The organism is Paenibacillus sp. FSL R5-0923 (genome assembly GCF_038009145.1).
GTDB lineage: Bacteria > Bacillota > Bacilli > Paenibacillales > Paenibacillaceae > Paenibacillus_AQ.
This window is the reverse complement of the sequence record NZ_JBBPAT010000001.1, coordinates 1,402,094-1,415,677: the sequence shown is the minus strand read 5'-3', so window position 1 is coordinate 1,415,677 and position 13,584 is coordinate 1,402,094. Positions and strand designations below refer to the sequence as shown.

The window sequence follows — 13,584 nt, the reverse complement described above, 5'->3', positions numbered from 1 at the left end:
TTCAAACAGAGACCTTATTATTATCTTCTTGTTTTCTTATCGTCACCCGCGTGGCCTTTGTAAGTACGTGTTGGCGCGAACTCGCCCAACTTGTGACCTACCATATCTTCTGTTACGTATACAGGCACGTGTTTACGGCCGTCATATACACCAAACGTATGTCCGATAAACTGAGGGAAAATGGTTGAGCGACGGGACCAAGTTTTAACTACAACCTTTTTTTCAGCCTCGTTCAGTTCCTCAACTTTTTTAAGCAGGTAGCCATCGATAAACGGCCCCTTCTTTAAACTGCGACCCATGTGTGAATCCTCCCTTCATCCGGTTCTTCAAACCGCGAATCGACGCTTCGCGCTTTATTAACTTGCCAGAAGCGTCTTATTTTGTGCGGCGGCGAACGATATATTTATCAGATGCCTTGTTTTTCTTACGCGTTTTGTAACCAAGGGTTGGTTTACCCCATGGAGACATAGGCGATTTACGTCCGATTGGAGCGCGGCCTTCACCACCACCGTGTGGGTGATCGTTCGGGTTCATTACTACACCGCGTACTTCAGGGCGACGGCCCAGCCAGCGACTACGTCCAGCTTTACCGATTTTGATCAATTCATGATCTTCGTTACCTACGGAACCGATAGTTGCACGGCATACGCTAAGGATCTTACGAACCTCACCGGATGACAAACGAACGGAACAGTATTTTTCTTCTTTACCAAGCAATTGAGCTTCTGTACCAGCAGCACGAACCAATTGTCCGCCTTTACCTGGTTTCAACTCAATGTTGTGGATAACTGTACCCACTGGGATGTTCTCCAGTGCAAGACTGTTACCAATTTTGATGTCGGCTGTTGGGCCGGACTCTACTTTATCCCCAACTTTTAGGCCTTTAGGAGCGATGATATAACGTTTCTCACCATCAGCATAGTGGATCAAAGCAATATTAGATGTACGGTTCGGGTCATACTCGATTGTAGCAACGCTACCTGGTATGCCGTCTTTAGTCCGTTTGAAGTCAATAATACGGTATTTACGTTTGTGTCCGCCGCCATGGTGACGAACCGTAATTTTACCTTGGTTGTTGCGTCCCGCATGTTTGAACAGCGGAGAAAGCAACGATTTCTCTGGCTGGTTTGTTGTGATTTCTTCAAACGTAGACACAGACATATGGCGTCTTGCCGGAGAGGTCGGTTTGTACTTTTTGATTGGCACTATAGTTTCCTCCTTACTTTAAGAGTATTATTCTACCGCTTCAAAAAATTCAAGCGGTTTGCTGTCCGGGCTAAGCTTAACGATGGCTTTTTTCCACTCTGGAGTGTAACCAGAATATTTACCATAACGTTTCAGTTTGCCAGGCACGCGCATTGTGTTCACATTAGTTACTTTTACTTTGAAAATAGCCTCGACAGCTTTTTTGATTTCGGTTTTGTTAGCACGGATATCCACTTCAAAAGCGTATTTCATTTCGCTCATGTAGTCGGAAGTACGTTCCGTAATCACCGGACGTTTGATAATATCACGAGGATCTTTCATTACGCGAACACCTCCTCTACCTTCAGAACTGCTTCTTTAGTGATGATCAGTTTGTCGTACGTCAGTACGTCAAGAACATTAATGCCGTCAGCCGCTACGAATTTCACCCCAGGGATGTTACGAGCGGAAAGTGCTACGTTATCATCATAGCTAGTAGCTACGATCAAAGCTTTGCGTTCCACTTTCAGGTTGTTCAAGATTGCTGCGAATTCTTTCGTCTTCGGAGCATTCATTGTCAAGCTATCCAATACGATAATGTCATTCTCGAGTACTTTCGAGGACAAAGCGGATTTGATCGCCAAACGACGAACCTTCTTAGGCAATTTCCAGGAATAGCTACGTGGTGTTGGTCCGAAGACAACGCCGCCGCCTTTCCATTGTGGAGAACGAATGGATCCTTGACGAGCGCGACCTGTACCTTTTTGTTTCCAAGGCTTACGTCCACCGCCACGAACTTCAGAACGTCCTTTTACTTTGTGTGTACCACGACGAAGGGAAGCTCTTTGCATAAGCGCAGCTTCGTGTAGAACGTGCTCATTCGGTTCAATACCGAATACTGTATCGCTCAGTTCTACTTCACCAACTTCGTTGCCACTAATATTAAAAAGTGTTACTTTTGGCATTTCATGTTCCTCCTTTCTTAGGTAATTATTTCTTAACGGTTTGTTTAACTTTCACGAAGCTGTTTTTAGGACCTGGGATAGCGCCTTTAACCAGCAATACGTTACGTTCAACGTCAACCTTGATGATTTCAAGCTTTTGAACCGTGATAGTCGTGTGACCCATATGTCCTGGGAGGCGTTTGCCCTTCGGAACACGGTTAGCTTGGATAGAACCCATGGAACCCGGTCTTCTGTGGTAACGCGATCCGTGTGCCATTGGTCCGCGGCTTTGTCCCCAACGTTTGATGTTACCTTGGAAACCTTTACCTTTAGATGTGCCAGTTACGTCAACAAATTCGCCCTCAGCAAAAATATCAGCCTTCAGTTCTTGTCCAACCTCGAGAGACCCGAGGTCAACACCGCGAATTTCACGAACGTAGCGCTTAGGTGTTGCATTTGCCTTTTTGGCGTGACCTTGTTCAGGCTTATTGGAGCGACTTTCTTTTTTATCAGAAAAGCCCAATTGCACTGCTTCATATCCGTCGATATTCAGGTCTTTCTTTTGCAGTACTACACAAGGGCCTGCTTCGATAACAGTAACAGGAATTACGTTACCTTCTGGAGTAAACACTTGAGTCATACCGAGTTTTTTTCCTAAGATACCTTTCAATGTTGACACCTCTTTTCTTTTCCTAAGTTGCTAAAAATAGAATTACAATTTGATTTCGATATCTACACCGGACGGTAGATCCAAGCGCATCAAGGCATCCACAGTTTGTGGTGTTGGGTTCACAATATCGATCAAACGTTTGTGAGTCCGTTGTTCAAACTGTTCACGGGAATCCTTGTACTTGTGTACCGCACGGAGAATAGTAATGATTTGCTTCTCAGTTGGCAACGGAATCGGTCCAGATACACCAGCACCCGAACGTTTTGCAGTTTCAACGATTTTCTCTGCGGATTGATCAAGAATTCTGTGGTCGTATGCTTTCAAGCGAATACGAATTTTTTGCTTTGCCATTTTAGTCCCTCCTTCTATCGCCCAATTTATTATCGGACATACTCCGTGAAAATTTTCTGACGTCGACCTCATGGCAAAGGGGCCGGGTGTGTCAGTAACCTCTCACATCATCGCAACGTCTCAGAACAACATTTATTATTATATATAATAGGCAGCAGTATTGCAAGCTAAAATAACAAAACAACGCATATTTTTTTCATGCGTTGCTTTATTACTATTATATAGGTTAAAGATTCGCAGTGGCAGACTTAAAAATCTCTGCTGACTCCGCAGTCTGTGCTGTTGCTGACCCAATTCCCTCTATTGTCTGAATCAATGTTCTTATTTCTTCTTCTACTATAACAATCTCTTGTGTGCTACTCCTCATCGCCTCTACAATTTCGGAAAACAAAAGACTAGTCTCTACGGATTGATATCTCCCACTTTTGGTTAGCTCTTGTACCTTACGTATCTCCTCAACGACCTGTTGTGTGAGACTTCCCGATTTATAAGTCAGCTCTACGATCTGAATTACAGTATTCTTCGTATCCTCTGCCAACCGACTAACTTCTTGAGCAACTACACTAAACCCTCTACCATGCACTCCGGCTCTAGCGGCTTCTATCGTTGCATTAAGTGAAAGAATTTTAGTTTGATCTGCAATATCTTTAACTGAGTTTACGATTTTTTGAATTTGTTTAGAGGAATTGCTTAATTCGTGGACTGAATGTTCCATTTCACTAGTACTTTGATAAATAAGATTAATCTGTCCTGTTAAGCTATCCAAATGCTCATGTCCATCTGTAGCCAACCCCTGCGACTCTACAGCGGATGTAGCTGTACGTTGGAATGTTCTACTCACTTCATTGCTACTGGCTACTAGCTGCTTCACAGCGGCATTTGTGTCGATACTAAAATCTATTAATTCGCTGCTGAATTCAGCAATTTTCTGCTTTAATTCATTTTTAACCAAAAGGTATTGCTGTTCCTTCTCTTTGACGTTCTCCTTCTCGTATTCCTCTAGGACAAGTTGTTGTTCAAGGTTAAGCAGCTTAGTTACGGTCTTAACTACATGTAGACGTGTATTGTCATCATGTGTCTCATTATAGATAACTTGTATAAAAACGTTCTGAAGATTTTGAAAAGCAGATAAGTACCATTTAGGCTCAAGTCCTACTCTTTTATGAATATTAGCAATCTTCATTCGCTTTGCTATGTATTCTTCATCAACTTTGCCATCAAAAATTTCAATGATATGCTCGCGGAGTGTTGTTTTCAACCTCTCGATACTACTATGCTCCAATATAATGGCTTCGAGTTTATCCACACCTAATACCGAATTATAAAATTGATCAATGATATAGTCTATATTCTTTTCAACGCTAGGCTTCACCCTACGTAATAAGTTCAAATCTGATTCAGATAGATCAATCATTCTCATTTGCTCATTGAGTTCGTCATAACCCTCAAGAGTATGAAAAAAATCTTCAGTACGCTTAGTCTGGTGTTTATGTTCTATCAAATTAGGGGTGTGAGAATCCTCGTTATTATTACGTGATGTTATAGCATGCATGAATGAAAAAGGACATTTTCCCATGTTATCACTCTCCCCTCAATTACTATTTTTTTACAATATTACCTTCCTTTCATTTTACTCTATGATTATTAAAATTGTAAACAATTTATCGTTGAATTTTGTTGAATTTTGTAGAATTATTCGAAATTTCATACTTATTTTATCGTATATTGTCGAATTTAAGATGGTTTATCCTATAAAATAACAAAAAGCCCCGGATTCTCCGCAAGAAGAATCCGGGGCACTATGATTCAGAGTCTACCCGCAGATAGAAACGAATTTATTTTTGGATGGAAGCTACGCTACCTGCTCCAACTGTACGTCCACCTTCGCGAATGGAGAATTTAGTACCTTCTTCAATAGCGATAGGGGAGATCAAAGCAACAGTTACAGTGATGTTGTCACCAGGCATAACCATTTCAGTACCTTCTGGCAAGTTGATAATGCCAGTTACGTCAGTTGTACGGAAGTAGAACTGTGGACGGTAACCAGTGAAGAATGGTTTGTGACGTCCGCCTTCTTCTTTAGTCAAAACGTAGATTTGAGCAGTGAACTCAGTGTGTGGTTTAACAGAGTTCGGTTTAGCCAATACTTGGCCACGCTCGATCATAGTACGGTCTACACCACGAAGCAAAGCTCCGATGTTGTCGCCCGCTTGAGCGGAATCCAGCAATTTACGGAACATTTCTACGCCCGTAACTACAGATTTCTTAGTTTCTTCGTGAATACCAACGATTTCGATTTCTTCTCCGACTTTAACTGTTCCGCGTTCTACGCGACCAGTTGCCACAGTACCGCGGCCAGTGATGGAGAATACATCTTCGACAGGCATCAAGAATGGTTTGTCAGTTTGACGCTCTGGAAGTGGAATGTACTCGTCGATTGTTTCGAACATTTCAACAATCTTCTTAGCATATTCGCCTTCTGGGTTTTGAAGAGCTTCACGAGCAGAACCACGAATGATTGGAGTGTCGTCGCCTGGGAAGTCATACTCGCTCAGCAAGTCACGAACTTCCATTTCAACCAATTCCAACAACTCTTCGTCTTCAACCATGTCGCATTTGTTCAAGAAAACAACGATGTATGGAACACCTACTTGACGGGACAACAGGATGTGCTCGCGAGTTTGTGGCATAGGGCCATCAGCTGCGGATACAACCAGGATAGCTCCGTCCATTTGCGCTGCGCCAGTGATCATGTTTTTAACATAGTCGGCGTGACCAGGGCAGTCTACGTGAGCGTAGTGACGGTTAGGAGTTTCATATTCAACGTGGGAAGTGGAGATTGTGATACCACGTTCGCGCTCTTCAGGAGCTTTGTCGATTTGATCGAATGCGATAGCTGCGCCACCGTAAGTTTTGGACAATACAGTAGTGATTGCAGCAGTCAGAGTCGTTTTACCATGGTCGACGTGACCAATAGTACCGATGTTAACGTGCGGTTTGTTACGTTCAAACTTTGCCTTTGCCATTTGAACAGTTCCTCCTTAATGTGGGGTTCCTTATATTTGAGCCGCCCGCATATATGTTTATCTTAGATGACTGAGTAATTATACTCGGACGGCAAGTTAAAACTAGTAATTATTCTCCGCCTTTGTTCTTAGCAGCGATCTCTTCCGCAATGGATTTAGGAACTTCTTCATAGTGAGAAAGCTCCATTGAGAATACGCCACGTCCTTGAGTACCAGAACGAAGAGTTGTAGAGTATCCGAACATTTCGGAAAGAGGCACCTTAGCACGGATAATTTGCGCTCCACCACGGGAATCCATACCTTCGATACGGCCACGGCGGGAGTTCAGCATACCCATAACATCACCCATATATTCCTCAGGAACAGTTACTTCTACTTTCATGATTGGCTCAAGCAGGACAGGTTTACACTTGTCTTTAGCTGCTTTAAGCGCCATCGAGCCGGCAATTTTAAATGCCATTTCGTTGGAATCGACATCATGGTAAGAACCATCAACGATGGTAGCTTTAACGTCTACAAGCGGGAAGCCTGCAAGTACGCCGTTTTTCATTTGTTCTTCGATACCCGCAAGTGCAGGAGCGATGTACTCTCTAGGAACCGAGCCACCGACAACTTTACTTTCGAATTTGCTACCAGTACCTGGCTCGAGGGGTTCAAATTCAACCCATACGTGACCGTATTGACCACGACCACCAGATTGGCGTACAAATTTACCTTCGACGCGAGCAGGTGCCTTGAACGTTTCGCGGTAAGCAACCTGTGGTTTACCCACATTGGTTTCTACTTTGAACTCACGACGCATACGGTCGATGATGATGTCCAAGTGAAGTTCACCCATACCAGCCAGGATAGTTTGGCCTGTTTCTTCATCAGTATGAGCACGAAGAGTTGGATCCTCTTCAGTCAACTTACCGAGAGCAACGCCCAATTTATCTTGGTCAGCTTTTGTTTTTGGTTCAACAGCGATTTCGATAACTGGATCAGGGAAGTTCATTGATTCCAGAATTACTGGATGCTTCTCATCACACAGTGTATCACCTGTACTGGTGTCTTTCAAACCAACTGCTGCAGCGATGTCGCCAGAATACACGATGGAAATCTCTTGACGGCTGTTAGCATGCATTTGAAGGATACGACCAATACGTTCACGCTTGTTCTTAGTAGCATTAACTACGTAAGATCCGGACTCTAGAATACCAGAGTATACACGGAAGAACGTAAGTTTACCTACATAAGGGTCAGTCATGATTTTAAATGCCAAAGCTGCAAACGGTTCTTCATCCGAAGAATGACGAACTGCTTCAGTTCCATCATCAAGATGTCCAGTGATAGCTGGAACGTCAAGAGGAGATGGCAAGTAATCAACAACAGCATCCAGCATAAGCTGAATCCCTTTGTTACGGTAGGAGGATCCAACAATTACAGGGAACAATTTAACTTCAACTACGCCTTTGCGCAGTGCAGCTTTAATTTCCGGAACTGTAATTTCTTCGCCTTCCAGGTACTTCATAGTCAGATCTTCATCAAGTTCAGCAACTTTCTCGATCAACTCGAGACGCAGCTCCTCAACTTTGGCCAAATATTCTTCCGGAATATCCGTTACTTCGATGTTTTGGCCTAGATCATCTCTGAACATGTGTGCTTTTTGCTCAACAAGGTCGATAATACCAGTGAAATCACTTTCTGCACCAATTGGCAATTGAATAGCAACTGCATTGGCTTGAAGGCGATCACGCATAGTTTCGATTACGTTAAGGAAATCCGCACCGATAATGTCCATTTTGTTCACATATGCAATACGTGGAACGTTATAACGGTCAGCCTGTCTCCATACGGTTTCAGACTGAGGCTCAACGCCCTCTTTTGCACTAAATACACCTACTGCCCCATCCAATACACGCAGGGAACGTTCAACTTCAACAGTGAAGTCAACGTGTCCTGGGGTATCAATGATATTGATGCGGTGACCTTTCCACGCAGCAGTCGTAGCAGCGGACGTAATCGTGATTCCGCGCTCTTGTTCTTGCTCCATCCAGTCCATTGTAGCAGCACCCTCGTGAACTTCACCGATTTTGTGCGTACGGCCTGTATAGAAAAGAATCCGCTCTGTGGTAGTTGTTTTACCAGCATCAATATGCGCCATGATCCCGATATTACGTGTATTTTTTAAGGAGAACTCTCTAGCCATGAAATGGATCTCCCTTCAAAATATAAGTTATTTGAATGACCTTAATCCTACCAACGGTAGTGAGCGAACGCTTTGTTTGCTTCAGCCATTTTGTGTGTATCTTCGCGTTTCTTAACAGAAGCGCCTGTGTTGTTGGAAGCGTCGATGATCTCAGCCGCCAAACGCTCTTCCATCGTCTTCTCACCGCGGTTGCGAGAGTAGTTTACGAGCCAACGTAATCCCAGAGCAGTACGTCTCTCTGGTTTAACCTCGATAGGTACTTGATAGTTAGCACCACCGACACGACGAGCTTTGACTTCCAAAACCGGCATGATATTCTTGATGGCAGCTTCGAAAACTTCCATCGGATCTTTACCCGTACGTTCTTCAATCAACTTGAATGAATTGTACAGAATGCTTTGAGCGACACCTCTTTTACCACCCAGCATAATGCGGTTAATCAAACGAGTAACCAACTTGCTATTATACAACGGATCTGGCAATACGTCTCTCTTAGTAACTGGACCTTTGCGTGGCATGGATATCCCCCTTTCTTAAATGTTTATTATTCTAGAATTTTTTCTTATTTCTTAGCTTTAGGACGTTTAGCACCGTATTTAGAACGAGCTTGCATCCGGTTAGCTACACCTGCTGTATCCAATGCACCACGAACGATATGGTAACGAACCCCTGCAAGGTCCTTTACTTTACCTCCGCGAAGTAATACAACACTGTGCTCTTGTAAGTTATGTCCGATACCCGGGATATAAGCTGTTACCTCGAGACGGTTCGTCAAACGAACACGGGCATATTTACGAAGCGCTGAGTTTGGTTTACGTGGAGTCATAGTACCAACACGAGTGCACACACCGCGTTTTTGCGGAGCGCTCAAATTTGTAGCCTCACGCTTGAGGGCGTTATACCCTTTTTGAAGAGCGGGAGATTTAGATTTTTCGATTTTGGCTTGACGGCCTTTACGAACCAATTGGTTAATTGTTGGCATGTTGTTGCCACCCCCTTCCTGAAATGATAGCCGATTTAAGAACTCTAAGCCCACAGACCCAGGCGGTTCATAAAAAGACAAATGAAAAGTTCTTGCCGCTGGAGTTCACCCCAGTACAAAAACATTTCCGTAGCTATTGTTTTAAGACGGCTGCCATCGCAGCGCCAACTTCTATTCCGCAGGCCTTGCCCAAATTCAGCATCGTATCCACGTATGTGATCTTAACACCTTGTTTGTTACAAAGCATAACTATCCTGGAAGTAAGCCTTTGATCTCCGTCCTCTGCCACATAGACTTCTGCAGCTTGGCCCAACTCTACCGCCTTGACGGTTTGTTTGGTACCGATCTTGACCTGAGCATCCTGTAGTCCTCTATCATCAGTCATAATCATTACCTCCAATGAACAAGGATAACATGGCTACTCACGCACCTTAGACATTTTAGCATTATCAATAGATGGTGTCAAGAAATTCAGCAATAATTTTTATGAATATTATACACAGCAGATATTCGTGTCACACCTATGATTAGGTATGACACGAGTTCACTACCATGTTTGCTAATTTATTCAGCAGGAACCGGCTCTAAAGATTCAAGCGCGCTTTCTGCATTTGGATCACTTAGCTTAACATTACGGTAACGATTCATACCAGTACCTGCAGGAATCAACTTACCGATAATAACATTTTCTTTGAGTCCAAGCAACTTATCTACTTTGCCTTTGATAGCAGCGTCTGTTAAGACACGAGTAGTTTCTTGGAAAGATGCAGCGGATAAGAAGGAATCTGTCTCAAGAGATGCCTTGGTAATACCGAGTAAGACCGGTTTAGCAACTGCAGGCTCTTTACCTGACAAGATGGCTTCCTTATTAGCAGCTTCATATTCATGAATATCCGCAAACGCGCCTGGTAACAGACTTGTGTCACCTGCGTCAATGATACGGATCTTCCGAAGCATTTGTTTGATCATAACTTCAATGTGCTTATCATTGATCTCAACGCCCTGGTTACGATATACACGCTGAACTTCTTGCAGAATGTAGTTTTGTACCCCACGGATCCCTTTGATTCGCAGCATTTCTTTAGGGTCAATCGAACCGTCTGTCAACTCATCGCCGGCTTCAATTTCTTGGCCTTCGCTGACACGTAGACGTGAACCATAAGTAATGGAATAAGTCTTGGATTCTGCTTCACCTTGAACCTCGATTTCACGACGATCCTTAGTTTCACGGATTTCCTTGATTACACCATCGATCTCACTGATTGTAGCCTGACCTTTAGGGTTACGGGCTTCAAACAACTCTTGAATACGCGGCAAACCTTGCGTGATGTCATCACCGGCAACACCGCCGGTATGGAACGTACGCATTGTAAGCTGGGTTCCTGGTTCACCGATAGATTGTGCAGCGATAATACCAACCGCTTCACCGATCTCAACGTGTTTACCAGTTGCCAAGTTACGACCGTAACATTTCTTACAAACACCATGACGAGCACGGCAGCTTAGTACAGAGCGGATTTGTAGCTTAGTTACACCAGCGTCTACGATTGCTTCCGCTTTATCGGAGTCAATCAAATCGTTGCGGTGAACAATGATTTCGCCTGTTTCTGGATGACGAACAGTCTCGAAGCAGTAACGACCTTCAATACGGTCATACAGATCCTCAATAACCTCTTTACCATCCTGAATTCGACTAACTGTAAATCCTTTGTCCGTTCCACAATCTTCCTCACGAACGATAACGTCCTGAGCTACGTCAACGAGACGACGAGTCAAGTAACCGGAGTCAGCAGTACGAAGTGCGGTATCGGCAAGACCTTTACGCGCTCCGTGAGTGGAGATAAAGTACTCCAAGACCGTAAGACCTTCACGGAAGTTCGCTTTAATTGGCAATTCGAAAATCCGACCCGAAGGTGTTGCCATCAGACCACGCATACCACCCAGCTGAGTGATCTGCGATTTGTTACCCCGCGCTTTGGAGTCAACCATGAGCATGATAGAGTTGAAACGGTCCATCGATTTAAGCAGGATGTTCGTAAGATCATCCTTCGTCTTCGACCAGATCTCAATAACACGGTCGTACCGTTCGTCATTAGTGATCAGACCACGGCGATATTGGTTAGCAACCACATCTACCTTAGCTTCGGACTCTTTCAGGATCGTAACTTTCTCCTCAGGCACGATAACATCCGACACAGCAACGGTAACACCGGAACGTGTGGAGTAAGTAAAGCCGAGTTGTTTAATTTTATCCAAAATCATAGAGGTTTTGGTTGTATGATAAGTTTCAAAACAACGTGCGATAATCAGACCCAGATATTCTTTACCTACAGCGCTGGCTTCAGGAGCGGATTCAATCAGCTCGCGAATATCTGCGCCTTTTTCATAGATAAAGTATTTCTCTGGCGTGCCATGCAGCAAGTTAGTCTTAGTCGCTTCATTGATATAAGGGAAACTACTTGGGTAAATTTCATTAAATATAATCTTACCGATCGTAGTAATCAACATTGCGCCTTGTTGTTTTTCCGTAAAGCAAGTCTTACCTAGTGCTTTAACTGGAATAGCTACACGAGCATGAAGACCTGCAGTTCCGCGTTGGTAAGCTGATACAGCTTCATTTACGGTACGCAGAATCATACCTGATCCTTTTTCTTCCTTGTTGTCCATGGTCAGGTAGAAAGTACCAAGGACCATATCCTGGGAAGGTGTTACAACCGGTTTTCCGTCTTTAGGGTTCAAGATATTACCGGATGCAAGCATGAGAATACGTGCTTCCGCTTGAGCTTCTGCTGACAGAGGAACGTGCACCGCCATTTGGTCACCGTCAAAGTCGGCGTTATAAGCCGTACATACGAGTGGGTGAAGACGAATAGCATGACCTTCCACCAAAATCGGTTCAAAAGCTTGGATACCGAGACGGTGAAGTGTTGGTGCGCGGTTTAGAAGTACTGGGTGCTCTCTGATTACTTCTTCAAGTACATCCCATACTTCAGGACTTACACGCTCAACTTTACGTTTTGCGCTCTTTATGTTGTGGGCTAGGCCCTTATTAACCAATTCCTTCATGACAAAAGGCTTGAACAATTCTAGCGCCATTTTCTTAGGAAGTCCGCACTGATACATCTTGAGGTACGGTCCTACAACGATAACGGAACGACCAGAGTAGTCAACCCGTTTACCGAGCAAGTTCTGACGGAAACGTCCTTGTTTACCTTTCAGCATGTGGCTGAGAGATTTCAATGGACGGTTACCAGGACCCGTTACCGGACGTCCTCTACGGCCGTTATCGATGAGAGCATCGACAGCTTCCTGTAGCATCCGTTTCTCGTTCTGCACGATAATGTCAGGTGCACCAAGATCCAGCAGTCTTTTCAGACGGTTGTTCCGGTTAATAACACGACGATAAAGATCGTTCAAATCAGACGTAGCAAAACGGCCACCATCCAATTGAACCATCGGACGAAGCTCCGGAGGAATAACCGGAAGAACATCCATGATCATCCAATCAGGTTTGTTGCCTGAGTTACGGAATGCTTCAATGACTTCCAGACGTTTGATCGCCCGGTTACGACGTTGGCCTTGGGCCGTACGCAGTTCTTCTTTGAGGAATTCCAGCTCTTTTTCGATGTCGATGTCTTGAAGAAGCTTCTTAACAGCTTCAGCACCCATGCCCGCTTGGAATCCGTAACCGTATTTTTCACGGTAGCTACGATATTCTTTCTCGGATAAAAGTTGTTTCTTTTCCAGTGGTGTTTCACCTGGGTCAGTTACAACATACGAAGCGAAGTAGATAATCTCTTCAAGTGATCTTGGAGACATATCTAGTGCCAAACCCATACGGCTTGGGATACCTTTGAAGTACCAGATATGAGATACCGGAGCAGCCAATTCAATGTGACCCATACGTTCACGACGAACTTTAGCACGAGTAACTTCAACGCCACAACGGTCGCAGACTACGCCCTTATAACGGACACGTTTGTATTTACCGCAATGACATTCCCAGTCTTTTTGCGGTCCAAAGATACGCTCACAGAAAAGACCCTCTTTTTCCGGTTTCAATGTACGATAGTTAATGGTTTCCGGTTTCTTAACTTCTCCGCGGGACCATGAACGAATCTTCTCCGGAGAAGCGAGTCCGATTTTCATAAATTCAAAATTGTTAACGTCCAACAAGGAGCAACCCTCCTTAACCTAATCCTGATTTAGTACCGCTTTGCCCTCCTCTGACTGTTACA

13 protein-coding genes are annotated in these 13,584 nt (G+C 44.1%); all 13 read right to left on the bottom strand.

All coding sequences use genetic code 11. The annotated features are described in order from the left end of the window. Positions 1-20 precede the first annotated feature (20 nt). Entirely contained in the window at positions 21-299 is a 279-nt protein-coding gene (gene rpsS / locus MKX35_RS06185; protein ID WP_036652940.1) for a 30S ribosomal protein S19, read from the bottom strand. Positions 300-375: 76 nt separating this feature from the next. Continuing rightward, positions 376-1,206: a 50S ribosomal protein L2 gene (rplB, locus tag MKX35_RS06180; protein WP_042192171.1), complete on the bottom strand. Its 831-nt coding sequence runs from the start codon at positions 1,204-1,206 to the stop codon at positions 376-378. Between the two features lie 27 nt (positions 1,207-1,233). Next, positions 1,234-1,527 (bottom strand): 50S ribosomal protein L23, encoded by a 294-nt coding sequence (gene rplW, locus MKX35_RS06175; protein WP_036680537.1) that lies wholly within the window; start codon positions 1,525-1,527, stop codon positions 1,234-1,236. Beyond that, positions 1,527-2,150: a 50S ribosomal protein L4 gene (rplD, locus tag MKX35_RS06170; protein WP_042192174.1), complete on the bottom strand. Its 624-nt coding sequence runs from the start codon at positions 2,148-2,150 to the stop codon at positions 1,527-1,529. The genes rplW and rplD overlap by 1 nt, the downstream gene beginning before the upstream one ends. A gap of 25 nt (positions 2,151-2,175) precedes the next feature. Next, positions 2,176-2,799 (bottom strand): 50S ribosomal protein L3, encoded by a 624-nt coding sequence (gene rplC / locus MKX35_RS06165; protein WP_076286852.1) that lies wholly within the window; start codon positions 2,797-2,799, stop codon positions 2,176-2,178. Positions 2,800-2,841: 42 nt separating this feature from the next. After that, positions 2,842-3,150, bottom strand: a complete 309-nt coding sequence (rpsJ, locus tag MKX35_RS06160; protein ID WP_017692074.1) for a 30S ribosomal protein S10 — start codon at positions 3,148-3,150, stop codon at positions 2,842-2,844. 226 nt (positions 3,151-3,376) lie between these two features. Beyond that, positions 3,377-4,702, bottom strand: a complete 1,326-nt coding sequence (locus MKX35_RS06155; protein WP_341043941.1) for a globin-coupled sensor protein — start codon at positions 4,700-4,702, stop codon at positions 3,377-3,379. A gap of 283 nt (positions 4,703-4,985) precedes the next feature. Beyond that, the gene (gene tuf / locus MKX35_RS06150) at positions 4,986-6,176 is read right to left on the bottom strand and encodes an elongation factor Tu (RefSeq protein ID WP_042192178.1); all 1,191 of its coding nucleotides are present in this window, start codon (positions 6,174-6,176) and stop codon (positions 4,986-4,988) included. 109 nt (positions 6,177-6,285) lie between these two features. Further along, positions 6,286-8,364 carry an elongation factor G gene (gene fusA / locus MKX35_RS06145; protein WP_042192180.1) on the bottom strand — a complete coding sequence of 693 codons (2,079 nt, stop codon included), beginning with the start codon at positions 8,362-8,364 and terminating at the stop codon, positions 6,286-6,288. A 47-nt stretch (positions 8,365-8,411) separates the two neighbouring features. Further along, positions 8,412-8,882, bottom strand: coding sequence for a 30S ribosomal protein S7 (gene rpsG / locus MKX35_RS06140; RefSeq protein ID WP_036680520.1), 471 nt, complete (start codon positions 8,880-8,882; stop codon positions 8,412-8,414). Positions 8,883-8,926: 44 nt separating this feature from the next. After that, positions 8,927-9,346, bottom strand: a complete 420-nt coding sequence (gene rpsL, locus MKX35_RS06135; RefSeq protein ID WP_036680518.1) for a 30S ribosomal protein S12 — start codon at positions 9,344-9,346, stop codon at positions 8,927-8,929. Between the two features lie 133 nt (positions 9,347-9,479). Then, entirely contained in the window at positions 9,480-9,731 is a 252-nt protein-coding gene (locus MKX35_RS06130; protein ID WP_042131229.1) for a ribosomal L7Ae/L30e/S12e/Gadd45 family protein, read from the bottom strand. A gap of 179 nt (positions 9,732-9,910) precedes the next feature. Beyond that, positions 9,911-13,522, bottom strand: coding sequence for a DNA-directed RNA polymerase subunit beta' (gene rpoC, locus MKX35_RS06125; RefSeq protein ID WP_042192182.1), 3,612 nt, complete (start codon positions 13,520-13,522; stop codon positions 9,911-9,913). Positions 13,523-13,584 lie beyond the last annotated feature (62 nt).

Bases quoted from the DNA above. Each gene is read 5' to 3' on its own strand.
- rpsS (WP_036652940.1), bottom strand. From the start codon at position 299: ATGGGTCGCAGTTTAAAGAAGGGGCCGTTTATCGATGGCTACCTGCTT.
- rplW (WP_036680537.1), bottom strand. From the start codon at position 1,527: ATGAAAGATCCTCGTGATATTATCAAACGTCCGGTGATTACGGAACGT.
- rplD (WP_042192174.1), bottom strand. From the start codon at position 2,150: ATGCCAAAAGTAACACTTTTTAATATTAGTGGCAACGAAGTTGGTGAA.
- rpsJ (WP_017692074.1), bottom strand. From the start codon at position 3,150: ATGGCAAAGCAAAAAATTCGTATTCGCTTGAAAGCATACGACCACAGA.
- MKX35_RS06155 (WP_341043941.1), bottom strand. From the start codon at position 4,702: ATGCATGCTATAACATCACGTAATAATAACGAGGATTCTCACACCCCT.
- tuf (WP_042192178.1), bottom strand. From the start codon at position 6,176: ATGGCAAAGGCAAAGTTTGAACGTAACAAACCGCACGTTAACATCGGT.
- fusA (WP_042192180.1), bottom strand. From the start codon at position 8,364: ATGGCTAGAGAGTTCTCCTTAAAAAATACACGTAATATCGGGATCATG.
- rpsG (WP_036680520.1), bottom strand. From the start codon at position 8,882: ATGCCACGCAAAGGTCCAGTTACTAAGAGAGACGTATTGCCAGATCCG.
- rpsL (WP_036680518.1), bottom strand. From the start codon at position 9,346: ATGCCAACAATTAACCAATTGGTTCGTAAAGGCCGTCAAGCCAAAATC.
- MKX35_RS06130 (WP_042131229.1), bottom strand. From the start codon at position 9,731: ATGACTGATGATAGAGGACTACAGGATGCTCAGGTCAAGATCGGTACC.